The sequence below is a fragment of the Stenotrophomonas sp. NPDC047960 genome (genome assembly GCF_043204395.1).
Taxonomy (GTDB): Bacteria; Pseudomonadota; Gammaproteobacteria; order Xanthomonadales; family Xanthomonadaceae; genus Stenotrophomonas.
This window is the reverse complement of sequence record NZ_JBIDBX010000007.1, coordinates 43,588-67,953: the sequence shown is the minus strand read 5'-3', so window position 1 is coordinate 67,953 and position 24,366 is coordinate 43,588. Positions and strand designations below refer to the sequence as shown.

The window sequence follows — 24,366 nt, the reverse complement described above, 5'->3', positions numbered from 1 at the left end:
CTGGGGTAGGGGCGGTTCCACGTGACCGTTACAACAGCGGCGAAGCCAGGCGCGCGAATGCCTCGGGCACCCGGTGCAGCCACAACGAGCGCCGCCGGTCGTCCCGGACCGGGCTGGCGGCGGCGAATTCTGCGGCCAGGATCTTCTCCAGCTCGGCCACGCAGGCTTCGTCGCTGATCATCATGGAAAGCTCGAAGTTGAGCCGGAAGCTGCGATGGTCAAAGTTTGCGCTGCCGGCAATGCACACGTCGTGGTCGGCGATGAAGGCCTTGGTGTGCAGCATGCGCGGCCCGTACTCGTAGATCTTGACGCCCGCCTGCAGCAGTTCGTCGAAGTACGAGCGTGCGGCCTGGGTGACGAACCAGGAGTCGCTCATCTTCGGCACCAGCAGGCGCACGTCCAGGCCGCCGAGTGCAGCAGAGGTGAGGGCCATGCGTGCGGCTTCACCGGGCACGAAGTAGGGCGTGACCAGCCACACGCGTTCGCGCGCTTCATGGATGGCGGCAACCTGCAGGCGATGGATGGTTTCCCATGACGAATCCGGGCCGGATACCAGCACCTGCGCGTTGATGCTGCCATCCTTGCGGCTGGGCATGTCGCTGGGCCACAGCTGGGCGATGTTGAAGCGCTCTTTGGGTTCACCGGTGGCGTAGATCCAGTCTTCGATGAAGACCAGCTGCAGGCTGCGCACCACATTGCCCTCCAGGCGCATGTGCAGGTCGCGGTAGGCATCGGGCCGGCGGCTTTCGTCTTCTTCGTCGGTGATGTTGATGCCACCGGTGAAGGCTACACGGCCGTCGATCACCACCAGCTTGCGGTGGGTGCGCATGTTCATCCAGGGACGCTTGAAGGGTTTGAGCAGCTGCCTGGGATGGAACCACGCCACTTCCGCGCCGGCGTCCCGCAGAGGTTTGAGGAAGGCCTTGCGGATGCCGGCAGACCCCACCGCATCCAGCAGCAGGCGCACGCGCACCCCGTCACGGGCTCGCTCGACCAGGGCATCGCGCAGCGCGGTGCCAGCGTGGTCGGGATTGAAGATGTAGTACTCCACGTGGAGGTGGTCACGTGCCTGGGAAACGGCCTTCAACAGCGCGGCATAGGTTTGTGCGCCGTCCACCAGCCACTCCACTTCGGTGGCCGAACTGGGCGCCAGGCCAGTGGTTGCCTGGGCGATCTTGGCCAGCTCCGTACAGTCCGCATCCGGCGGGCACACGCTGTTGTAGTGCTCCATGCCGGAGCGCGCGCGGCCACGCCTCAGGCGCTGTCGCTTCACCTTCTGTGGGCCCAGCAGGTAGTACACGAACAGGCCAAGGTAGGGCAGCGCAGCCAGCGAAAGAATCCAGCTGAGGGTAGCCACCGGTTCGCGCTTCTGCAGCATGATCCAGCCGATCAGCCACAACAGGTACAGCACGTAGGCGGCGATGAGCAGCGGACGCAGATGCGGGACGGCATCCAGCCAGTGGAGCCAGTCGGCAAGGGCGGGGTAGGTGGCGAGCATGCGCGGATCATAGCCGGACAACGGCGTTCAGGGCATGGAATGAAAAAAAGCGCCCCTGTTACCAGGGGCGCTTTCCAGTCGCGTCATGACTTGGGTCTTGCGTATTACTGCTGCTGCTGGAACCCGATCTTCTTCATCTGCGCGTTCTTCGCGGCGGCCAGAACCTTGGCCATCACGTCGTACTCGGAGTCCGGGCTGGCGTCGATGCGCAGCTCGGGCTGGTTGGTCGGGTCACGCTGCACTTCCTGTTCCATACGCTGCTGGAGCTCAGCCGTTGCAACCGGGCTGTTGTTCCAGAACACCTGGTTGCTGGCGTCGATCCGCAGCTCGATCGGCGGCGGCGGTTCGACCAGCTGCGGCGGTGGGTTGAGCACGCGCTGCGGCAGGTCCACGGCGATCGGGTACGTCATGATCGGCGCGGTAACGATGAAGATGATCAACAGCACCAGCATCACGTCCACGAGGGGCGTAACGTTGATGTCGGCCATTGGGCCCTTGCCACCACCAGAACTGAATGCCATGGCTTACTGCCCCTTCTCTTTGGTGGCCACGAAGCCAACGTCGAGCATGCCCTGCTCCTGCGCGATCTTGGTCATCTCGTTGATGACGCGCATCTTGGTGGTGCGGTCACCACGCAGATTGAGCGGGGGCTGGGGGGTCTGCTGGGCGGCGGTCGCCAGGCGCGACTCGAGAGTCTGCTTGTCGATTTCTTCGTCGTTCCAGTAAATCGAGCCGTCTTCCTTCACCGCCAGGGTGATGGGGCCCTTGCGATCAGCCGCATCTTCCGGCTTCTGCACCAGGTTGGCCTCAGGCAGGTCGACTTTGACCTTATGGGACATCAGGGGCGCCGTGATGATGAAGATGATCAGCAGCACCAGCATCACGTCCACGAGGGGCGTAACGTTGATGTCGGCCATGGGGCCGCCGCTGTTACCACTACTGAAAGCCATAACGGGCTCCGTCTAGATCGTGTTGACTACGTTCTCGCTGGGTACAGCGCGTCGCAATTAGCGGACGCGCGAACCGGTGGCGAAGAAGTCGTGCAGGTCGTGAGCGAACGTATCGAACTTGCTGATCGTGGCGCTGTTGATCTTGCTGAAGAAGTTGAAGGCGAACACGGCCGGGATTGCCACGAACAGACCGATGGCGGTCATGATCAGGGCTTCACCCACCGGGCCGGCAACGGCGTCGATGGAGGCCGAACCGGTTGCACCGATCTTGATCAGCGCGCCGTAGATGCCCCACACGGTACCGAGCAGACCGACGAACGGAGCGGTTGCACCGACGGTGGCCAGCAGGGTCATGCCCGACTGCAGGTTGTTGCTTTCGCGGGTCACGGCCTGACGCAGGGCGCGGTCGACGAACTCCGAACGGCTCAGGTTTTCACCCAGGCCACCGGTGGCGCCGCCTTCGGCACGCTGGTGGTGGGCAGCAGCCTGGGCAGCGTCCAGTGCGATCTTGGAGAACGGCTCGGAGGCCGGCTGTTCTTCCATGGCGCGGATGGCGTCCTGTGCGTTCGGGGTATCCCAGAACAGGCTCACGACCTTGTCGGCAGCACCCTTCAGGCGAGCAGCACGGAAGATGTTGATGACGGTCCAGTACCAGGACATGGCCGACATGATCACCAGGGTGAGAAGCACGACCCAGGAGACGGCGAAGTCACCCGGCTTGGAGGTCATTTCGTGGATCAGATGCTCGAAGCCCATCTGCGAGAGGGCATTCGACGGGTTGCCCCCGGCAGCAGCGGCGATGAAGAGTTCCTGCAGCATGACGCTTACCTTTGTTGTGTGTGGTGATGAATGTTGTAGCTAGGTTCAAGTGACAGGTAGGTGGCCGGCGGCCACCCGGCCCATCAATTCAGCGCAAAGTTGACCGGGACGCGGACGCGACCTGCAGCTTTCTTCCCGCCCGATTCGGCTGCGTTGAAGCGCCATTTACGGGCGGCTTCCATCGCGGCACGGTCCAGATCGCGGTTACGGCTGGACTTTTCGACCGACACATTGGTGACGTTGCCGTTGGCATCGACATCAATGATCAGGATCACTTCACCCTGGATACCTGCGCGGAACGCGGCCGGCGGGTAACGCGGGGGATTCATGGCCTTGGACGAGATATCGACGCTGGCCTCGATGGAACTCGGCGGCTGCGGCGGGCTCGGCGGACTCGGCGGCGTGACGATGTCGTTCGGACGCGGTTCCGGCACGTCGATCACCGGGGCCTGCGGCGGCGGCGGCACCGGCGAGGGCTTGGGCGGCGACAGGTTCTTGACCGGCGGCGGCGGCGTTTCAGTCGGCGGCGGCGGCGGCGGCGGCGGTGGGGGCGGCGGCGGAGCGTCGACCAGGGTCACCATGATGTTGCGTTCCTTCTCCGCCACGGCCTTGGGGGCCACGGCAGGAATGAGGAGCAGCATCAAGGCGGCGAGATGCAATGCGATTACAAAGGCGATACCCACGATGCGCGGCCAGCTGAGGCCGGTGTCATCGCGTTGTTCGTACCTGTGAACGACTAGTTGTTCCGTCATGCGCCAAGAGCTCATTAGTGGGGCCGGGTACCTGGGGACAGATAGCCCATGATCAGCGGTGCATGACACCGCAGGAACCTCCAAGCTTATACCAATCCTGAGCGCCTGCGCATCACTCACGCAGGCGTTCAGGCGTTATTCCTACTTACTTCAGGTTGATGATTTTCTTGGCATCCGCCTGGTTCTTCACACCCTTCGCCAGCGCCTGCTGGGCGGCCGTCTTGGCCTCCGGAATGCGACCTTCCGAATGCAAGACACGTGCCAGGTTCAAGTAGGTTTCACCATCCTTGGAAAGCGGGGCGGCCTTCTGCCACGCTTCGATCGCCTTGTCCGTCTGTGCGGGTTCGGAGTAGTAGTACGCCTGGGCCAGAGCGAGCTGCGCCTGGTAATCGTCCGGCTTCAGGATGCCCTTCTGCAGGCCGTCGTTGATTACGGCGATGACCTCGGCTTCCTTCTTGTCCGAGTTGGCATAGATCGAGTAGGCCTGCTTGTACTCGCGTTCCTCGGTCAGCTGGCCGCCCTTGAAGAGCTTGTCCATGACCGCACCGGCCTTGTCCATCTGATCGGCCTGCAGGTACATGCTGGCCAGATTCATCTGGGCCTTCTTGTCAGCCGGATTCTTGGCTGCCAGGGCTTCGGCCTGCTTTACCGCTTCGCCGCTCTGGCCCGATTCGGACAGGGCCGCCATCAGCAGCTGGTTCCAGTTGTCCTTCGGCTCGGTGGCGCCTGCGATGGCCTGCTGGATCACCGGCACCGCTTCCGGGTAACGCTCCAGCTGGTACAGGGCTTGGCCCTTGATGATCAGCTCTTCCGGCTTGGTCGACTTGGTTTCAGCGAAGTACTTGTCCAGGGTGGCCAGGCCCTCGGCGAGCTGGTCGTCCTGGATCTGCAGCTGGCCCAGCATCAGCATCGACTGGAAGTGGCCGTTGTTGTCCAGGCCGTTGAATTCCAACACCTGCTGCAGGTACTTCTTCGCAGAGGCGTTGTCGTCGGTGTTGTACGCGGCCTGCGATGCCAGCTGTGCGGCGAGCGACTTGTCGTACGCATTGGCGGCACTGTTGGCCAGGATTTCATTGGCCGCCGACAGCGTCTCGGGGAACTTCTGATCGTTGTAGCTGTCGATCATCTTCTGCAGCTGCTTGCCCAGCTTCGGCGACGCCTTGATGTCCGGCTCGGCACGGGTGGCCTGCGGGTACAGCGCTTCGGCCTTGGCCTGGTCCTTCTTGCCACCACGGCGATCGCTGCGATCGGTGGAGCGGGTCTGGGCGACGGCGTCAGTGACCACAACGCCACCGATGGCGGTTGCGATGAGGACGGAAAGCACGGCTTGCTTGTGGTTGCGGAAAATCATCTTTCACCTCGATCGAACCGCCGTGGCGGCATCAAAACGGACTGTCAGAAAAATCTGAGCCGCCAAACGTATCAGAAACCGATGGCGTGAGAAATCGTTTCCGATGCTGCAATACAGCATCCTTTGGTCGAATCACCCACACTTCGGGCGCCGTCCAGCGGCTTGGGCCTGCTGGAATACACCGGTGAGTGCGGGGGCGTCGCGTTGCAGCTCCCGGATCCGGTTGGCTGGATCGGGGTGGGTGGACAGCCACTGCGGGGAACGCCCACCGCTGGCGGCCATCATGTTCTGCCACAGGTTGACGGCCTGGGCCGGGTCGAAGCCCGCCTCGGCCATCAGCCGCTGACCGACCACGTCGGCTTCGCTTTCCTGGGTACGCGACCCGGGCAACAGGAAGGCTGCCTGCGCGCCGGCACCGCCGAGCTGGTTGACCGTGCTGGCCGCGCCCTCGCCGTACGCCGCGCCGGCCAGCGCGCCAAGCACGGCCAGGCCGGTCTGGGCGCCCATCTGGCGGGTGAGACGCTCTTCGTGGTGGCGCGAAATGACATGACCGATCTCATGCCCGATCACGGCGGCCAGCTGGTCCTGGTTCTTGGCCACGGTAAAGATGCCGGTGTTCACCCCGACCTTGCCACCGGGCAACGCGAAGGCATTCGGTTCGGCGTCGACGAACACGGCGGTCTCCCACCGTACGCCACGGTACTGCGGCGGCAGCTGGGCCACCAGCGCATTGACCACGCACTGCACGTAACCGTTCTGACGGCCGTCGCTGCTGATCTTCTGCTTCTTCTTGGTTTCGGCAAACGCCTGTGCGCCGAGCTGGTCCAGCTCGGCCTGCGAGACGCCGCCCACCATCTGCTTGCGCCCGGTGGGCGAGGTGGTGGTGGCACAGGCGCTGAGCGCCAAGGTGATGACAAGTCCGAGCAGCAAGGGTTTCAAGGCGGGGACTCCCGTGTTCATATCTGCAGTGTGGCGGGCGGAATGTAAGGTTTTGTCAAACCGGCAGGGTTAGTGCAACCCCAGGAACACCAGTGCGGCCAGGGCAATGGCATTGTTCAACGCATGCGCCACGATCGGTGCCCACAAGGTGCCGGTGCGCTGGTACAGCCACGCGAACGCAGCGCCCATGCCGCCGTACACCAGCCACAACTGGGCAATTTCCCAGGGGCCGTTGGCGCTGGTCCCAGGCACTTCGTGGACCAGCGCGAACGCCAGGCTGCTGAGCAGCATGCCCAGCCACGGGCGACCGGCCTGCCACAGGCGGCCGAACAGTACGCGGCGGAACAGCAGTTCTTCGTAGGCCGGGGCCAGCACGATGGCGAACAGGGCCAGGAACCATGGGAAGCGGGCCAACGCCTGTTCCATCAGGGCAAGGTTGGTGGGTACCGGTTCGATGCCGGCCTGGCGCGCCAGCCATGCGATGCCGTTGCTGCCGATGATCACGGCCACGGCAACCACCGCGGTCCAGCCCCATGTCGAGGGCCGCAGGGCAGCCTCGAACGAGGCGCGGCGTTCGGCCGCGTCGGCGCGGCGCCGGAGGAAATACAGGAATACGGCAGCGCCGCCAGTGGCGAACACGGCCATCAGAATCTGTGCGAGCGCGCCGGGTTGGCCCACCTGCTGGGCAAGCGCTTCGGCGGCCTGCGCGCCGGTGTCGCGGACCACGATCACGGCCCGGTAAAGACCCCAGAGCAGGCCGCTGGCCATGCTGAGCCCAAGCAGGGCGAGGGTGGCGATACCCAGATCGATCAGGAATCCCGCAACGGGCGAAGCGGGTTTCCGTTGGGGCGCCTTGGGCAGGGCGGGCGGCAGCGGAGGCGTGGTGGACGCCGGGACGGTGGCGGACATCGGGTTCCTGGCAGCAATAGGCGGTGGCCGGGCCGGATTGCAGGTCGCAACCGGCCGGCCCTGAGCCGATTGTGTCAGATATCCAGGTTGGCGACCCGCAGCGCGTTGTCTTCGATGAAATCGCGGCGCGGCTCCACCACGTCTCCCATCAGGGTGCTGAAGATCTGGTCGGCCGCCACGGCGTCCTCGATGCGCACCTGCAGCAGCCGGCGCGTGTCGGGGTTCACGGTGGTGTCCCACAACTGTTCCGGGTTCATTTCGCCCAGGCCCTTGAAGCGCTGGATCTGGCGGCCCTTCTTGGCCTCGTCCAGCAGCCAGTTGCGGGCATCGGCGAAACTGCCGATCTCCGACGACTTGGCGCCGCGTACGATCTTGGCCCCCTCGCGCACGAGGCCGTGCAGCAGCAGTGAGGACTGGTGCAGCGCACGCAGTTCGCCGGTCTCGAAGGCCGACAGCGGCAGCACCTGGATCAGCTGTTCGCCCATGTGGCGACGGGTGACCAGCAGCGCGGCCGGACGCTCTTCGGTGGGTTCCTGCAATTCCAGGCTGAAGCGCGGCGAACCCAGGCTGCCCTGGTTGAGGCGCTTGGCCAGTGCGGCCAGGCCTTCGTCGGCGCCGGCCCTGCGCAGGTGCTCCAGGTCCATCGGGGTGAAATCGACCAGGGCTTCAAGCACCTGGCGATCGTAGCGATGGGCATTGCGGCCGATCGCTTCCTGCGCCGAAGCGTAGGCCAGCAGCAGCTTTTCCAGCGCGACGCCTTCGATGGCCGGTTCGTTCTCGGCCGGAATCAACGAGGCATTTTCCACCGCATTGCTCGCCAGGTACGCATCCAGCGCAGGGTCGTCCTTCAGGTAGAGCTCCTGCTTGCCCTGCTTGATCTTGTACAGCGGCGGCAGGCCGATGTAGACATGGCCACGCTCGATCAGCTCCGGCATCTGTCGGTAGAAGAACGTCAGCAGCAGGGTGCGGATGTGCGCGCCGTCTACGTCGGCGTCGGTCATGATGATGATGCGGTGGTAGCGCAGCTTGTCCGGGTTGTACTCGTCGCGGCCGATGCCGGTGCCCAGCGCGGTGATCAGCGTACCGACCTGGTCAGAGGCCAGCATGCGATCGAAGCGGGCACGTTCCACGTTGAGGATCTTGCCGCGCAGCGGCAGCACCGCCTGGTTCTTGCGGTTGCGCCCCTGCTTGGCCGAACCGCCCGCGGAGTCACCCTCGACGATGAACAGTTCGGACAAGGCCGGGTCTTTTTCCTGGCAGTCGGCGAGCTTGCCGGGCAGGCCGGCGATATCCAGCGCGCCCTTGCGGCGGGTCAGGTCGCGCGCCTTGCGCGCTGCTTCACGGGCACGGGCAGCGTCGACGATCTTGCCGGCGATGGCTTTGGCTTCGTTCGGGTTTTCCTGCAGGAATTCTTCCAGGCGCTGACCGAATGCGCTTTCCACGGCCGGGCGCACATCCGAGCTGACCAGCTTTTCCTTGGTCTGGCTGGAGAAGCTGGGGTCAGGCACCTTCACCGACAGCACGGCGATCATGCCTTCGCGCATGTCATCACCGGTCAGGTTGATCTTGGCCTGTTTGGCGATGCCGTTCTGCTCGATGTAGTTGTTGAGCACGCGGGTAAGCGCGCCGCGGAAGCCGGCAAGGTGGGTACCGCCGTCCTTCTGCGGGATGTTGTTGGTGAAGCAGTACATCGTTTCCTGGTAGGAATCGGTCCACTGCAGCGCCACCTCGACGGTAATGCCGTTGGATTCGCCGGTAACCGAAATGACGTTCGGGTGCAGGGGAGTCTTCAGCTGCGCCAGATGCTCCACGAAGCTGCGGATGCCGCCTTCGTAATGGAAATCGTCGCGGCGGCCATCGCCACGCTCATCGACCAGAACGATTTTGACGCCTGAGTTCAGGAACGAGAGTTCGCGCAGGCGGCGTGCCAGGATCTCGTAGTGGAACTCGACGTTATCGTGGAACGCGGTGACCGACGGCCAGAAGCGAAGCGTGGTACCGCGCTTGCTGCTGGCTTCCACCTGCGCCAGCGGGCTGACAGCTGCACCATCGGCGTATTCCTGGTGAAAGTGGAACCCGCTCTGGAAAATGTCCAGGGTGAGCTTCTGCGACAACGCGTTGACCACGCTGACGCCGACGCCGTGCAGGCCGCCGGAAACCTTGTAGCTGTTGTCGTCGAACTTGCCGCCGGCGTGCAGCACGGTCATGACCACTTCGGCAGCAGAGACTTCGCGGCCGAGCTTCTGGCTCATCTGCGCGTGCTTGCCGGTGGGGATGCCGCGGCCGTTGTCGGACACCGACACAGAGCCGTCGGCATGGATCGTCACCGCGACGTGATCAGCGTGGCCTGCCAGCGCTTCGTCGATGGAGTTGTCGACGACTTCGAACACCATGTGGTGCAGACCGGTGCCGTCATGGACGTCGCCGATGTACATGCCGGGCCGCTTGCGGACCGCCTCCAGGCCTTCCAGGGCGGTGATGCTGTTGGCGTCGTAATTGCCGGTAGGTGCCGGAGTGTTCTGTTCTTCAGTCATTGCGCTTGCCATAGGCTCCGCAGTTCGGGCCGCCGCAGGAAGCGGGGCGCCGATGGATAAGGGGTTGCAACAGCAATTATACCAGCCGGGCGGTTCCGCCCCTGCCGGCACTATGGCACAAGCTGGACTTGGCCATGTTCCACGTGGAACCGGGTGATATCGGTGCGGTCCTGCAGCGCGGCGGGGGGTTCGGTGGCGGTGATGAAGATCTGCGCGGGCCCCGCGCGTAGTCGATCCAGTACCCGCGCCTGATGGGTGCGATCAAGCTCCGACGCGAGGTCATCCAGCGCGATCACCGGCCATTCGCCGCGCTGTTCGGCGTAATCCTCCGCCTGGGCCAACAGGCAGGTGAGGGCGGTGAGCTTGGCTTGGCCGCGTGACAGGGCGTCGCGGCCGGGAATCGTGGCGAATCCCACGCTCCAGTCGGCCCGGTGCGGACCCACCGAGGTGTAGCCTGCCAACCGATCCCGTTCGCGGGCCAGAAGCAGGGCGTCTGAGAGCGATAGTTCGTGTTTGCGCCAGCCCGGACTCAGGGTCAGCGACTGGATGCCCAGATTCGGGGCCAGATCCTGCGCCAGCCCGATGGTTCTGTCCTGGAGGCGGTCTAGATAATGCTGGCGACGGGTGGTGAGCGGCTCACCGGCTTCTGCCAGCTCGCGGTCCCACGCATCCAGCGCATTCGGGTGCCCGCCTTGCTTGAGCAATGCATTGCGCTGCTTCAGGGCCCGCGAATAGCGGCGCCAAAGGGCAAGGAAGTCTGGTTCCACGTGGAACAACCCCCAATCCAGGAAGCGGCGGCGTGGTTCGCCGCCGCCGCTCACCAGCGCGTGGCTGCCCGGCTCAAAGGTCACCACCGCCAAGGCAGCGCAGAGGTTTCCCAGTTGGGCAACATCCTCTCCATCCAGCCGGCCCTTCCATTCCTGCCCGCTGTGGCGCAGTCCGGCCTTGCGACGGGTGGCGGATTCCGCACCTGACCGCTGTTCGTCCCATTCAACGAACACATCCAGCGCCTCCTGGCCTTGGCGTACCAGCCCATCGCGCACGCGACCGCGGAAACTGCGTCCATACGCCATCACATGCAGGGCCTCAAGCACGCTGGTCTTGCCCGCGCCATTGTCGCCCGTGATCAGGTTGATCCCCGGTTGCGGGGCCAGTTCCACGCTGTCGAAGCGGCGAACCTGGTGCAGGAACAGACGACGGATGTACATGCGATCGGATCTGGGCCGCAGATGCGGCAGATGGGTTGGGGGAATCGATCAGCTTACTGCATCGGGGTGATTTCGCCGCACCTGTGAGACACCGTAAATTCTTTGAAATCTGCGAAAGCACCAGGGGTGCAGCCACGCAGATTTCAAGGAATTAGCGCGCTTTCGGAATGGGAGGCCACGCGGGCCGATGCGGTGACCCGCTCGATTCTTTGAAATCTGACGGGCGGGGCGGGTAGGGGTTCTCAGATCTCGCGAGATTGACCGGTTGGATTTCCCGCTGTCCACAGGGGGGTCTGTAAGACTTATGCACAATCTCTGTGCAATCTGTGGATAAAAAAGAGACCGTGGTTACCCCTGAAAGATATCCACAGGTTGAACCCCAGGCTCAGACCGGGTTTTACCGGGGGTTTCAGCACCTGATTCCTCTTTTAATTCAATGAGATAAGCTACTTTTCAACCAAATCTGCCGCTACCACCACCACCTAGCTTTAGATTTATATACAGTTTTTAAAAGCTTAGAGCTGGGAATCAGGCAGCAAACCAACGCATTCTGCGAACCCCGTAGAGCGACGCCCTGCGTGGCTGCTCTTGCCGTGCAATCCGACCAATCCCTGCCACGAAGACGATCGGCTTGTGCAACCGCAGAGCCAAGAAGCAAGATCACAAGCAGCCACACAGGGCGTGGCTCTACACGCGTAGTTCGTCGGAGGATCCACGTGGAACGCTTGCGCAAAAAGAAACCCGGCACTTGGCCGGGCTTCCTGGTAACCACGGTTCCACGTGGAACCAAGCCTCGGTCAGAGACGCAGCGGCATCACCACGTGACGCGACTTCTCGCTGCTGGCTTCGCGCACCAACGCCGATGAGTTGGAGTCGCGCAGCTGGATGACCACATGTTCATCGCGCAGCGCGGACAAAGCGTCCAGCAGGTAATTCACATTGAAGCCAATGGCCAGATCGCTGACAGTGGTATCCGCTTCGATCTCTTCCTGCGCTTCTTCCTGCTCCGGGTTGTGCGCGCTGATCTTCAGGTTGCCCGGCGAGACCTCCACGCGAATGCCGCGGTACTTCTCGTTGGACAGAATCGCAGCACGCTGCAGCGATGCACGCAGGGCTTCGCGATCAACCTTCACTTCGCGATCAGCGCCGATCGGAATCACAGCCTCGTAATCCGGGAAACGGCCGTCGATCAACTTGGAGGTGAAGGTCACATCGTCACGCTTGACGCGCACGTGGCTGCGGCCGACTTCCAGCTCGATCTCGCGGTCACCGCTTTCCAGCAGTCGCTGCAGCTCGGTCACGCCTTTGCGCGGCACGATGATCTGGCGCTTGGCGCCACTGGCCTTTTCCAGGTCGGTCTCGCAGAGCGCCAGGCGGTGGCCGTCAGTGGCGACGGTGCGCAGCGCATCGCCGCGCAGGTCGAACAGCAGGCCGTTGAGGTAGTAGCGCACGTCCTGCTGGGCCATCGCGAACGCAGTGCGTTCGATCAGTTCCTTCAGAGTGGCTTCGCCAATAGCGACGCGTTCGGTCGCTTCCACCTCGTCCACCGACGGGAAGTCGTTGGCCGGGAGCGTTGCCAGGGTGAAGCGGCTGCGGCCGGCCTGCACGGTGATCTTGTCACCGGTCTGCGAGACGGTGATCCGGCTGCCGTCGGGCAGGGCGCGGATGATCTCGAACAGTTTGCGTGCCGGGATGGTGGTCTCGCCGTCCTGGGCATCGTCCACCGCGATCCGCGACACCATCTCCACTTCCAGGTCGGTACCGGTCAGCGACAGCTGCCCGTTCTGGACCTGGACCAGGAAATTAGCCAGAACCGGCAAGGTCTGGCGGCGTTCGACCACGTTGACGACTTGTGCCAACGGCTTGAGAAAGGCTTCGCGCTGCAGTGTGAAACGCATGTGGTTCCGTGCCCCTATGCTTTAAAAAGATGTGGAATAAATCAAAAGCTTGGTGGTGATGGTAGAGCCAGAATTGCGGGAAAACACATCTAAGTATTTGTAAATTAAGGCTTTTAAGGCCTCGAAACCCTCTGCACTACTACCCCCCAAGGGGTGGGGAAGCCTGTGGATAAAAATTCCGCCAACTCAAACGTGTTTTTTATCCACAGCCTGTCCCTCGCTTACACCCGGATTTTGCACCGTTTTATGCGATGACGCCTATGCGGCGTGCATGCATCATTCGCTCAACTTCCGGATCAGCTTGTCCCAGTCTTCCCGCAACTTGCCGTCGGTTTCCATCAACGTCCGGATCTGACGGCACGCATGCAGCACCGTGGTGTGGTCACGACCCGCAAAGGCATCGCCGATTTCAGGCAGGCTGTGCTCGGTCAGTTCCTTGGTCAGGGCCATGGCGACCTGTCGCGGACGGGCAAGCGAACGGGTCCGACGCTTGGACAGCAGATCCTTGATCTGCAGCCCGTAGTAGTCGGCCACGGTTTTCTGGATGTTGGGAATGCTGATGGCCTGCTGCTGGGCACGCAGCAGGTCGCGCAGGGTTTCCTGGGCGAAGTCGGTGGTGATCGCACGGCCGGTGAAGTTGGCACGGGCGGTCAGCGTATTGAGCGCACCTTCGAGGTCGCGAACATTGGAGCGCATCTTCTTGGCAATCAGAAACGCCACATCGTCGGGAATCTCAGCACCGCGTTCGCGGGCCTTGGCCAACACGATCGCCGCGCGCGTCTCGAAGTCCGGTGGCTCGATGGCGACCGACAGGCCCCAGGCAAGCCGCGACTTCAGGCGCGCTTCCAGCCCTTCGACTTCGCGGGGGTACCGGTCACAGGTGAGGATGATCTGCTGCTTGCCGTCGAACAGGGCGTTGAACGTGTGGAAGAACTCTTCCTGGGTTCGATCCTTGCCGGCAAAGAACTGGATGTCATCGATCAGCAGCGCGTCCACCTGCTGGAACTGGCGCTTGAACTGATCCATGGTCTTTTCCTGCAACGCACGGATCATGGCGCTGAAGAACTGTTCCGAGCGCAGGTACAGCACCTTGGCGGCCGGGTTGGCCTGGCGCATGGCGTTGCCGGCGGCGAACATCAGGTGGGTCTTGCCCAGGCCCGTGCCGCCGTACAGCAACAGCGGGTTGTGCGCCCGGTCGCCCGGTTTCTGCGCCGCCTGGAATGCCGCGGCCAGGCCAAGCTGGTTGCTGCGGCCTTCCACGAAGTTGGTGAAGGTGTAGTGCGAATCCAGGTTGCCGGCGAACGGCACCAGCGGCTCGACCGGCGCAACGGGCGCAGCATGGCCCGGAATCGGCGCGATCTGCGCCTCCACGGGCCGCGGTCGCGAGCCGATTTCAAGAAAAACGTCGCCAAAACCGGCGAAGTGCGCCAGCAATTCCTTGATCCGGGCCAGGTACAGCTCGCGGACCTGGTCGACGATGAAGGCGTTCGGTGCATAAAGCACCAGGCTGTCCGCGCGCAGATCGGCCTGCAGCGGCTTCAACCAGGTGTGAACATCTTCGGGCGGGAACTCCGCCTCAAGGCGTTCGAGACAACGGGACCAGGCATCCATCGGCAATAATCGTCTGGGGCCAGCGGTTGGGGCGCAGAAACTCGCCGTGCCGCAGGCCGGAAGGGGAAAGAATGGATGGCGCAGACTACCACCGACGCGGGGTGCCGGGAATGCTTGTCCCGAAGTTATTCACAAAATGATCCACAGCTATTGCACAGGCCGGTGAAATCCCGTAGTGACACAGGCTTGACGCGCCCCGGGGTAGGTCTATAGAATTTCCGGTTCTTTCCGTCCCCTTCATATAGAGGCCCGCATGGCCACCAAGCGCACTTTCCAACCCAGCAACCTCAAGCGTAAGCGCGACCATGGCTTCCGTGCCCGTATGAAGACCGCTGACGGCCGCAAGATCCTGTCGCGTCGCCGCGCCAAGGGCCGTAAAGTCCTGAGCGCTTGATTGCAATGCCGCTTCCCGCGGCAGACGCAATCCTGACTGTGAGCAGTTCCGACCCGCGCAAGCGATTTCCTCGCTCTGCGCGGGTTCGTACGCGTGCCGAATATACAACGGTCTTCAACGGCGCCCGCCGTGTGTCCGAACCGCTGATGACCCTGCACTGGCTGAAGAGCGACACGCCGGCCAGGCTGGGTCTTGCCGTTTCGCGAAAAGTCGACCCCCGAGCCGTGGGTCGCAACCGTATCAAGCGTGTGCTGCGCGACGCCACACGTCACCTACGGCCGTGGATGGCTGCCGGCGATTACGTCGTCGTTGCCCGTAGTTCCGCTCGTACCGCAAGCAATTCCGAGATCCGCCAGGCCTTTGAGCGCCTGCTGCGCCGGCTGGGCGCATTGCCCATGCCGGGCGCGGACGGCACAATGCCGCCGCCCGGGGTTGCACCCCTTTCCCAGTCCGAGCCGGCACCTGTTGCCGGCCCCGTCGAGCCTGCACGCTGATGAACCAGACCCGCGTTTTCCTGATTGTTGCCTGGCTGATGGTAGCCATCCTGCTGTGGATGCAGTGGGGTAGCGACAAGGCCCAGCCGGCACCAAGCGCCCCGGTGGCCGCCCAGACCCAGGCACCGGTGCCGGGTGCAACGGGCTCGGTGCCCGCTGCCAGCGTGCCGCAGGCTCCGGGCAGCGCCCCGGCTACCCAGCCGACCGCGCAGGCCAAGGCCGGCGCGCCGCGCGTGACCGTCACCACCGACGTGCTGCGCCTGGTGCTTGATGGTGGCACCGTGCTGGATGCGGAGCTGCTCCAGTTCCCGCAGACCAAGGACGACGGCAGCCCGCCGGTCCGCCTGCTGACCGAAGACCCCGCCCACCCGTACCGCGCCGTGACCGGCTGGACCAGCCAGGACAAGAGCATGCCGGTGCCGGAAGCCAATGGCTTCACGCTGGTGGGCGATGCCAAGGACTTCGTACTGGCCAAGGGCCAGAATGAACTCCAGATCCCGTTCGTGTGGAATGGCCCGAACGGCGTGAGCATCCGCCGTACCTTCACCGTCAACCGCAATGAATACGCGGTCAAGGTCAAGGACGAAGTGATCAACGCCGGCACCACCCCGTGGAGCGGCTACGTGTACCGCACCCTGGACCGCACGCCGACGATCCTGTCGCGCAGCATGACCAACCCGGACTCGTTCAGCTTCAACGGCGCGACCTGGTTCGACAAGGACGGCAAGTACCAGCGCCGTGCCTTCAAGGATTATCTGGACGATGGCCCGCTCAACCAGCAGGTCACCGGCGGCTGGGTGGCGATGCTGCAGCACCACTTCTTCACTGCGTGGGTGCCGCAGAAAGACCAGGCCGCGAACTATTCGTTGTCCCAGCATGATGGCCGCGACCAGATCCAGGCCACCGGCCCGGCGTTCACCGTGGCCCCGGGCCAGCAGGTGAGCAGCGAGGCACGCCTGTGGGTGGGCCCGAAGCTGGTCAATCAGATCGCCAAGGAAGATGTGCCGGGCCTGGATCGCGTTGTCGATTACAGCCGCTTCTCGATCATGGCCGTGATCGGCCAGGGTCTGTTCTGGGTGTTGAACCAGGTCCACAAGGTCGTCAACAACTGGGGCTGGGCCATCGTCGGCCTGGTGGTGCTGCTGAAGCTGGTGCTGTATCCGTTGTCGGCAGTGCAGTACAAGAGCGGTGCCAAGATGCGCCGCTTCCAGCCGCGTATCCAGCAGTTGAAGGAACGCTATGGCGATGACCGCCAGAAGTTCCAGACCGCGATGATGGAGCTGTACAAGAAGGAAAAGATCAATCCGATGGGCGGCTGTCTGCCGATCCTCATCCAGATGCCGATCTTCTTCGCGCTGTACTGGGTGCTGGTGGAATCGGTGGAATTGCGCCAGGCCCCGTGGCTGGGCTGGATCCAGGACCTGACCGCACGCGATCCGTACTTCATCCTGCCGGTGATCAACGTGGCGGTGATGTGGGCCACCCAGAAGCTGACCCCGGCCCCGGGCATGGACCCGATGCAGGCCAAGATGATGCAGATGATGCCGCTGATCTTCGGCGTCATGATGGCCTTCATGCCGTCCGGCCTGGTCCTGTACTGGGTGGTCAACGGCGGCCTGGGCCTGCTGCAGCAGTGGTGGATGACCAAGCGCCACGGCGGCGACCCGGTCCCGGCCACCGCCAAAAAATAACCGGTAGCAGACGACCGTTGGTCGTCTGGCTGTCGAAGAGAAACCCGCCACCCGGCGGGTTTTTCTTTGCCAGCGATACAATCGCCGACACCACACCCCCCGCACCACCCACCGAGCCCCCCATGCCCCGCGCGTCGTCGTTGTTCCGCCTGCCGTCCCTGCTGCTGCTGACCCTGGCCGTTGCCAGCTGCGGCAACAACGACCCCGCCGCCCCGGCAACGCCGACCCCGCCGCAACCCAGCGCGCAGGCCGCAGCCTCCGCCGACCCCGCGGCCGCGCCGCTGCTCACCGCGTTGCAGAAGCAACTGGACGGCCACCGCCGCATCATCGTGCTGCTGGCCGACGAAGCACAGCAGTCCGCGCGCGATCGCGACAGCTCCAGCCGTATCGGCCAGCAGCTGTTCCACGACGGGCTGGACCAGCGCCAGTCCATCGCGACCCAGTTCGATACACTGCTGCGCGGGAGCAGCCCGCAGCGCTTTGCCACCCTGGGCACGGTGCTGGACTACATTGAATCCGCGCCGGAGCTGTACGACGCCGACCGCCTGGCATTCCGCGAAGTACTGCGTGACCTGCACGCGCGCATCGGCACCGATTCCTCGCTCCCGGCGGTCAAGCTGCACCAGCGCGTGGGCGAGGACCTGGACGCGCTCGATGAGATCGAGCGCAACTACAACCAGGAAATCACCAACATCTTCAGCCGCTTCGACCGCACCCGCGCGATCACCCTCAAGCGCGAGAAGTGGGACGACTACCTGGCCCACCTGCACAAGCAGTACAGCCGCGAGGCGATCCTGCGCGATTACGGCGTGATCGAGCCTTATCCGATGTCGATGAAGGACAGCGACCGCGAGATCTTCGGCCGCGACCTGCCGCCCAGGACGGTGGTGCTCACCTTCGACGATGGCCCGCACAAGGCCTACACCGACGAAGTGGTGGCCATCCTCAAGCGTTACGACGTACCCGGCGTGTTCTTCGAAGTGGGCCGCAACCTGGGCGAAGTGCATGCCGATGGCAGCGTGAAACTGGGCCCGATGGCCGGCATCAGTCGCAACCTGATGGAACAGGGCTACGCGGTGGGCAACCACAGCCTGACCCACGCGCAACTGTCGCGCACCACCGGCGAGGCACTGCGCCAGCAGGTGCTTGCAACGGACACGCTGCTCAAGGACGTGGACAAGCGCCGCGCGCCGCTGTTCCGCTTCCCCTATGGTGCGCGCAACGCCGAAGGCCTGCAGCTGCTCAACGAAGCGGGCCTGAAGTCGATCATGTGGAACATCGATTCGATGGACTGGGCCGACCCGGTGCCCGAATCGATCGTGCAGCGCGTGCTGGGGCAGGTGCAGAAGGAGCAGCGCGGCATCATCCTGTTCCACGACATCCACGACCGCGCGGTGAAGGCATTGCCGCAGATCCTGGACCGCCTGATTGCCGAGGGCTACCAGTTCGCCGGCTGGAATGGCCGCGAGTTCACCGTCAGCCGGCCGCGCAGCGCTGCCGCCAGCGACGCCACCGTCACCACCGGCTACGAAAAGTCGTGGGCCATCGTGATCGGCATCGACGAGTACGCCAAGTGGCCGCGGCTGGAGTACGCCAGCCATGATGCGCAGGCCATCGCCGATACGTTGACGGGGCAGTTCAAGTTTCCGTCCTCGCAGGTGATCGTGCTGAAGGATGGACAGGCTACCCGCAACAACATCCTGGCCGCCTTCCACGACCGCTTGGCCGACAGCCGCACCGGCCGCAACGACCGCGTGTTCGTGTTCTACGCTGGCCATGGCGCGACGCGGCGGTTGGCGTCGGGCCGCGACTTGGGCTACATCATTCCGGTGGATTCGGACCCGAACGAGTTCGCCACCGATGCCATCGCGATGACCGACATCCAGAACATTGCCGAAAGCATGCAGCAAGCACGTGATGTTCGTCATGGACGCCTGCTATAGCGGCCTGGGCCTGACCCGGGGCGGTCCGTCATCGTCGGCATTCCTGCGCGAGAACGCCAGGCGCAGCGCGCGGCAGATGCTCACTGCCGGTGGCAGCGATCAGCAGGTGGCCGACAGCGGCCCCAATGGCCATTCGGTGTTCACCTGGGTGCTGCTGCAGGCGCTGGCAGGCAAGGGCGACCTCAACGGTGATGGCCTGATCACCGGTACCGAACTGGCGGCCTACGTCGCACCGGCGGTGTCGGCGGTATCGCGGCAGACCCCGGCGTTCGGCAGCCTGCCGGGTTCGGAGGGCGGCGAGTTCGTGTTCGAGGTGCCCGACAGCCAGGAATACCTCAATGCCGATACCAGCCAACTCTCGCCGGACGCGATCGCGCTCAACAACCGGGTGGATGCGGCGCAGGATGCCAAGCCGCCCGGCGAGGGACCGGTGACCGTGGCCGACCTGCAAGGCGGCAAGAGCACGCTGGTGGTGCCTGCGGCCGTGCCAACCTCCGACCGCCAGCGCGCGCAGCAGGCCAACGACCGTGGTCTGCAGCTTTATCGCGAGAAGCGCTACGACGCGGCCGCCGCCCAGTTCACCGAAGCACTGAAGCTGCGCCCGGACTTCGCCCAGGCGGCCAACAACCTCGGCTTCGTCTACTACCGCCAGCAGCGTTACGCTGAAGCGGCGCGCTGGCTGGAAAACACGCTGAAGATCGACCCGTCGCGTGCGGTGGCCCACCTCAACCTGGGCGATGCGTACTTCCACGCCGGCGACAAGACCAAGGCCAAGCAGGCCTACACCACCTACCTGGCGCTGCAGCCACAGGGCAGCGGCGCTGCCCAGGCCCGTGCGCAGCTGGAGAAGCTCTGAGCCATGAACGCCGCTACCGACACCATCGTTGCCATCGCCACCGCGCCCGGTGCCGGCGGCGTGGGCATGCTGCGGGTGTCCGGTCCGCAGGCGCTGCGCATCGCCGTGGATCTGGGCTGCCCGCAACTGCAGCCGCGGCACGCGCACTACGCGCGCTTCCGGGATGCCGCCGGCGAGGTGCTGGATGACGGCATCGCCCTTTACTTCCCGAATCCGCGCAGTTTCACCGGCGAAGACGTGGTGGAGCTGCAGGGCCACGGCAGCCCGGTGGTATTGCAGCAGCTGGTCGGTCGCTGCATCGCGCTGGGCGCGCGACAGGCGCGGCCCGGCGAGTTCAGCGAGCGCGCCTTCCTCAACGGCAAACTCGATCTGGCCCAGGCCGAAGCCATCGCCGACCTGATCGCGGCCAGCGACACCCGTGCCGCGCGCGCCGCGCGCCGTTCACTGGACGGCGTGTTCTCGCGCCGCGTGGACGAGGCCGGCGAGCAGCTGGTGCGGCTGCGCATCCATGTCGAAGCGGCGATCGACTTCGCCGACGAGCCGCTGGATACGCTGGGCGGTGAGCAGGTGCGGCTGGGCCTGGGCGAGGTGCTGCGCGCGCTGGTGACCCTGCGCGACGATGCCGAACGCGGCCGCCGCCTGCGCGATGGCCTGCACGCCGTGCTGGTCGGGCCGCCCAACGCAGGCAAGAGCTCGCTGCTCAACGCGCTGGCCGGCAGTGAGCGCGCCATCGTTACCGACATTGCCGGTACCACCCGCGACACCCTGCGCGAAACCATCCGCATTGATGGACTGGAGTTGACCCTGGTCGACACCGCGGGCCTGCGCGATGGCGGCGACGCCATCGAACGCGAAGGCATGCGCCGTGCGCGCGCGGAGATGCAGCGCACCGACCTGGCCATCATCGTGCTCGACGCGCGCGACCCGCAGGCCGGCCACGCCGCCGTGGCCGACGCCATCGCCGAGGTGCCGCTGCAGCTCTGGATCCACAACAAGAGCGACCTGCTGGAGGCGCTGCCGGCCGACATCGACGCCAACGTCGTGCACGTTTCGGCCGCCACCGGCCAGGGCCTGGACCGCCTGCACACCCGCCTTCGCGAGCTGGCCAGCGGCAGCGCCGGTGACAGCGTGGAGGGCGAGTTCTCGGCCCGCGCCCGCCACGTGGACGCGATCACCCTGGCCATCGGCCACGCCGAGCGCGCCGAAGCCGAGCTGGTGCATGAACACCTGGAGTTGGCCGCCGAAGAGCTGCGCCTGGCGCACGAAGCGCTGGGCGAGATCACCGGGCGGATGAGTGCCGATGACCTGCTGGGGCGGATCTTCTCGAGCTTCTGTATCGGGAAGTAAGGTCTTCTTCCGGCTGTAACACCGCACTGGCAGAATGCGCCACGTCTTATCCGGCCCCGCCGCATCGGCGGGGCGGCACCAACAGGGGTTTGCAGTGTCGAAGTCGTTGTGGGGTTGTGCGTTGCTGTTCTCACTGGCCGTGGCACCATCGGTGGCCATGAGCGCTGAATCTTCCCCACCCGCGCCGCGCAAGGCGGCGGTGTACGGCCATCGCGGCGCCAGCGCCCTGCTGCCCGAACACACCCTGGCCGCCTACGCGCAGGCCATTGCCGACGGCGCCGACTACATCGAGCCGGACCTGGTGATGACCAGGGACGGGGTGCTGGTGTCGAGGCACGAGAACGAGATCAGTGGCACCACCGACGTGGCCACCCACCCCGAGTTCGCCGACCGCAAGACAACCAAGACCATCGATGGCGAACGCGTCGAAGGCTGGTTCACCGAAGACTTCACCCTGGCCGAGCTGAAGACGCTGTACGCCCGAGAGCGCCTGCCGCAGCTGCGCAGCACCGCCTTCGATGGCCAGTTCCGCATTGCCACGCTGGACGAGATCATCACCTTCCTGGTGCAGCAGGCCGGTCGCGCCGGGCGCGGGATCGGGCTGGTGCCGGAGATCAAGCACGGCACCTACTTCAATGGCATTGGCCTGCCGATGGAAGACCTGCTGGTGAAGACGCTGCAGGCCAATCCGTACACCCGCGTGGCGCCGGTGACGATCCAGTCGTTCGAAGTAGGCAACCTGCGCTACCTGCGCACCAAGCTTGGGCGGGACAGCAACATCCGCCTGCTGCAGCTGCTCGGCGACCCCAAGCAGCAGCCGGGCGATGTGCTGGCCGCCAAGGGCAGCCAGCACTACGTGGACATGATCACCCCGGCCGGGCTGGACCAGATCGCCGGCTACGCCGATGGGATCGGGCCGAGCCTGCGCCTGGTGATTCCGCTGGATGCCAACGGTCGCCTCGGCCCTCCCACCTCACTGGTGCGCGATGCGCACGCGGTCGGGCTGATGGTGGTGCCGTATACGTTCCGCCCGGAGAATGCCTTCATGGCCGCCGAATTCCGCAAGGGCGAGCCCAATGCGCGCAATCCCGAAGGGTCGGTGGCGGAGATGCGCGCCTACCTGGCCACCGGCATCGATGCGTTCTTCACCGATGACCCGGCATTGGGCCGGCGTGCGGTGGACGGGAACAATTGATCAACGTTCGTCGGGCCGACGGAACGGCAACACGACGAAATCCTGCCCTTCGCGCGGCTGCCACAGCACCGGCACGCGGTGCGGGGAGGGTGGTTCGAGGTCGCTGTCGCGCTGGGCGTCCAGCGCGTCCTCGTCTTCCTCTTCCCAGCTGTAGCGCTTGCGCGGCGCCATCGGGTCGGACAGACGGAACAGCAGCGCGCTGATGATGCCGGCGAAGGCGCCACCCATGTGCGACTGCCAGGACACACCCGGCTCATGCGGGAGGATGGTGATCAGCATGCTGCCGTAGAACAGGAAGGCGATCAGGCCGGCGGCAATGGCCGGGCGGTCGCGGCGCAGCAGGCCCAGCACGAATACCAGGAACATCAGGCCGTGGGTGATGCCGCTGGCGCCCAGGTGGCGGCTGCCGATATCGCCCAGCAGCCATGCGCCCAGCCCGGAACCGATCCACAGCAGCGGGAAGGCCCGCAGGGTCGCCTTTGGATAGACGCTCCCTGCCAAAGTGCCAAGAATCAATAGAGCGAAGCTATTGGCGGCCAGATGCTGGACCGAGCCATGCAGCACCGGCGCACCGAGGATGCCGAGCAGGCCGTCGCTTTCCAGCGGGGCCACGGCCCAGGGGCGCCAATCGAAGTGGCCCTGCGCGGTGAACACCGCCACCAGTACCAGCACGAAGGCCAGGCTCAGGTTGAACGCCCGCACCACGCGGCCACGGTCGTTGCGGGGAGAGACCGGCGGCTCGCCGGCAGGCAGGGGCAGGTTGGCGTTCATACCCAAAGGGATTGCGTCGCGTCCGCCTGAACACAAGGGCAACGCGACGGGAGACAGAGGTGCCGCCGACGGGACAATCCCGCCGGCGGCGATCAGGGGTTACGCGTCGCCGGTCTTCGGCGGGTTCTTCAGGCTCAGCACCACGGTGGCGGCAATGATCACCGCGACCACGCCCAGCGAGATCGGGGTGGGGATCTTGAAGATGTCGATCAGCATCATCTTGGCGCCGATGAAGGCCAGCACCAGGGCCAGGCCGTACGGCAGCAGGTGGAAGCGGTCGGCCATGCCGGCCAGCAGGAAGAACATGGCGCGCAGGCCCAGCACCGCGAACACGTTGGAGGTGAGCACGATGAACGGGTCGGTGGTGATGGCGAAGATCGCCGGGATGCTGTCCACCGCGAAGATCACGTCGGTGACGGCAATCAGGATCAGCACCACGAACAGCGGGGTATACCAGCGCTTGCCATCGCGCATGACGCTCATGGCGTTGCCCGCGTACTCGGGCAGCAGGCGCAGGTGCCTGCGCATCCAGCGCAGGGCCGGGTTGGTCTCCAGGTCAGGCTCCTGGCCGGCCGAGAACCACATCTTCCAGCCGGTGAAGAGCAGGAACGCGCCGAATACGTAGAGCAGCCAATGAAACTTGGTGAGCAGCACGCTGCCGGCGAAGATCATGATCGTACGCAGCACGATCGCACCCAGGATGCCGATGATCAGCACCTTCTGGCGTTGCTCCTCAGGCACGGCGAAGTAGCCCATGATCATCAGGAACACGAAGATGTTGTCTACCGCCAGGGCCTTCTCGACCAGGTAACCGGTCAGGAACTCCAGGCCCACCTTGTTGGCCACCGCCTGGCCAGCGGTTTCGCTCAGGTAGTACCAGAGGCCACCGTTGAAGGCCAGGGCGAGGGCGACCCAGCCGATCGACCACCACAGGGCCTCCTTGAAGGTCACCTTGTGCGGGCCGCCGTGTCGCATGAGTACCAGATCGACCAGCAGCGCGATGATCACCACCGCGCCGAAGCCGCCCCACAACCACACATTACCGATCGTCTGCATGAGCTTGTCCGTTGAATGAATGAAATGCCTCAAGCCGGACGGCGAGGATCTGCAACGGAGGATCGGAGGGGATCCGGGGACAGAGCTTCGCCATGCGGCGAAGGTCTCGCTCGCAGTCCCACCGGGTGGGACTGCCGTTGCACCGGAGCC

General features: G+C 64.7%; 19 protein-coding genes and 1 pseudogene. 6 read left to right on the top strand and 14 right to left on the bottom strand.

Annotated elements, in window-relative coordinates; all coding sequences use genetic code 11:
* Positions 1–28: 28 nt before the first annotated feature.
* From cls to dnaA, 12 genes are all read right to left on the bottom strand, one after another.
* Positions 29–1,498 (bottom strand): cardiolipin synthase, encoded by a 1,470-nt coding sequence (cls, locus tag ACGFZ3_RS15550; protein ID WP_392923062.1) that lies wholly within the window; start codon positions 1,496–1,498, stop codon positions 29–31.
* A 104-nt stretch (positions 1,499–1,602) separates the two neighbouring features.
* Complete coding sequence (locus ACGFZ3_RS15545) at positions 1,603–2,019, bottom strand: biopolymer transporter ExbD (protein ID WP_068848037.1); 417 nt, start codon at positions 2,017–2,019, stop codon at positions 1,603–1,605.
* 3 nt (positions 2,020–2,022) lie between these two features.
* Positions 2,023–2,448: an ExbD/TolR family protein gene (locus ACGFZ3_RS15540; protein WP_392923058.1), complete on the bottom strand. Its 426-nt coding sequence runs from the start codon at positions 2,446–2,448 to the stop codon at positions 2,023–2,025.
* 57 nt (positions 2,449–2,505) lie between these two features.
* Positions 2,506–3,267, bottom strand: a complete 762-nt coding sequence (gene exbB / locus ACGFZ3_RS15535; protein WP_392923055.1) for a TonB-system energizer ExbB — start codon at positions 3,265–3,267, stop codon at positions 2,506–2,508.
* A gap of 83 nt (positions 3,268–3,350) precedes the next feature.
* On the bottom strand, positions 3,351–3,908 hold the full coding sequence (locus ACGFZ3_RS15530) for an energy transducer TonB (protein WP_392923584.1): 558 nt from the start codon (positions 3,906–3,908) through the stop codon (positions 3,351–3,353).
* Between the two features lie 256 nt (positions 3,909–4,164).
* Positions 4,165–5,370, bottom strand: coding sequence for a tetratricopeptide repeat protein (locus ACGFZ3_RS15525; RefSeq protein ID WP_392923052.1), 1,206 nt, complete (start codon positions 5,368–5,370; stop codon positions 4,165–4,167).
* A 132-nt stretch (positions 5,371–5,502) separates the two neighbouring features.
* Positions 5,503–6,309 (bottom strand): M48 family metallopeptidase, encoded by an 807-nt coding sequence (locus tag ACGFZ3_RS15520; RefSeq protein ID WP_392923049.1) that lies wholly within the window; start codon positions 6,307–6,309, stop codon positions 5,503–5,505.
* A gap of 69 nt (positions 6,310–6,378) precedes the next feature.
* Complete coding sequence (locus tag ACGFZ3_RS15515; protein WP_392923047.1) at positions 6,379–7,218, bottom strand: type II CAAX prenyl endopeptidase Rce1 family protein; 840 nt, start codon at positions 7,216–7,218, stop codon at positions 6,379–6,381.
* 74 nt (positions 7,219–7,292) lie between these two features.
* On the bottom strand, positions 7,293–9,752 hold the full coding sequence (gene gyrB, locus ACGFZ3_RS15510; protein WP_392923044.1) for a DNA topoisomerase (ATP-hydrolyzing) subunit B: 2,460 nt from the start codon (positions 9,750–9,752) through the stop codon (positions 7,293–7,295).
* 110 nt (positions 9,753–9,862) lie between these two features.
* Entirely contained in the window at positions 9,863–10,960 is a 1,098-nt protein-coding gene (gene recF, locus ACGFZ3_RS15505) for a DNA replication/repair protein RecF (protein WP_392923041.1), read from the bottom strand.
* A 797-nt stretch (positions 10,961–11,757) separates the two neighbouring features.
* Positions 11,758–12,858, bottom strand: a complete 1,101-nt coding sequence (dnaN, locus tag ACGFZ3_RS15500) for a DNA polymerase III subunit beta (RefSeq protein WP_068848019.1) — start codon at positions 12,856–12,858, stop codon at positions 11,758–11,760.
* A gap of 276 nt (positions 12,859–13,134) precedes the next feature.
* Positions 13,135–14,469: a chromosomal replication initiator protein DnaA gene (dnaA, locus tag ACGFZ3_RS15495; protein WP_392923038.1), complete on the bottom strand. Its 1,335-nt coding sequence runs from the start codon at positions 14,467–14,469 to the stop codon at positions 13,135–13,137.
* Positions 14,470–14,722: 253 nt separating this feature from the next.
* Between dnaA and rpmH the strand changes: the two genes are divergently transcribed.
* The 6 genes and pseudogenes from rpmH to ACGFZ3_RS15465 all read left to right on the top strand — a co-directional run bounded on the left by rpmH (position 14,723) and on the right by ACGFZ3_RS15465 (position 22,389).
* Positions 14,723–14,863: a 50S ribosomal protein L34 gene (gene rpmH, locus ACGFZ3_RS15490; RefSeq protein ID WP_006404565.1), complete on the top strand. Its 141-nt coding sequence runs from the start codon at positions 14,723–14,725 to the stop codon at positions 14,861–14,863.
* Positions 14,864–14,868: 5 nt separating this feature from the next.
* Positions 14,869–15,357 (top strand): ribonuclease P protein component, encoded by a 489-nt coding sequence (gene rnpA / locus ACGFZ3_RS15485; RefSeq protein WP_392923035.1) that lies wholly within the window; start codon positions 14,869–14,871, stop codon positions 15,355–15,357.
* Positions 15,357–17,048, top strand: a complete 1,692-nt coding sequence (yidC, locus tag ACGFZ3_RS15480) for a membrane protein insertase YidC (RefSeq protein ID WP_392923032.1) — start codon at positions 15,357–15,359, stop codon at positions 17,046–17,048. Before rnpA ends, yidC begins: the two co-directional genes overlap by 1 nt.
* A gap of 122 nt (positions 17,049–17,170) precedes the next feature.
* Positions 17,171–19,847, top strand: a pseudogene (locus tag ACGFZ3_RS15475) (polysaccharide deacetylase family protein).
* Between the two features lie 3 nt (positions 19,848–19,850).
* Positions 19,851–21,194, top strand: a complete 1,344-nt coding sequence (mnmE, locus tag ACGFZ3_RS15470; RefSeq protein WP_392923028.1) for a tRNA uridine-5-carboxymethylaminomethyl(34) synthesis GTPase MnmE — start codon at positions 19,851–19,853, stop codon at positions 21,192–21,194.
* A 157-nt stretch (positions 21,195–21,351) separates the two neighbouring features.
* Positions 21,352–22,389 carry a glycerophosphodiester phosphodiesterase gene (locus tag ACGFZ3_RS15465; protein WP_392923026.1) on the top strand — a complete coding sequence of 346 codons (1,038 nt, stop codon included), beginning with the start codon at positions 21,352–21,354 and terminating at the stop codon, positions 22,387–22,389.
* On the opposite strand, the gene ACGFZ3_RS15460 is transcribed toward ACGFZ3_RS15465, so the two are convergent.
* Both ACGFZ3_RS15460 and ACGFZ3_RS15455 read right to left on the bottom strand, forming a co-directional pair.
* A complete protein-coding gene (locus tag ACGFZ3_RS15460; RefSeq protein ID WP_392923024.1) occupies positions 22,390–23,160 on the bottom strand; it encodes a rhomboid family intramembrane serine protease in 771 nt (256 codons plus the stop codon).
* 99 nt (positions 23,161–23,259) lie between these two features.
* Entirely contained in the window at positions 23,260–24,216 is a 957-nt protein-coding gene (locus ACGFZ3_RS15455; RefSeq protein WP_392923021.1) for a TerC family protein, read from the bottom strand.
* Between the last annotated feature and the right edge of the window lie 150 nt (positions 24,217–24,366).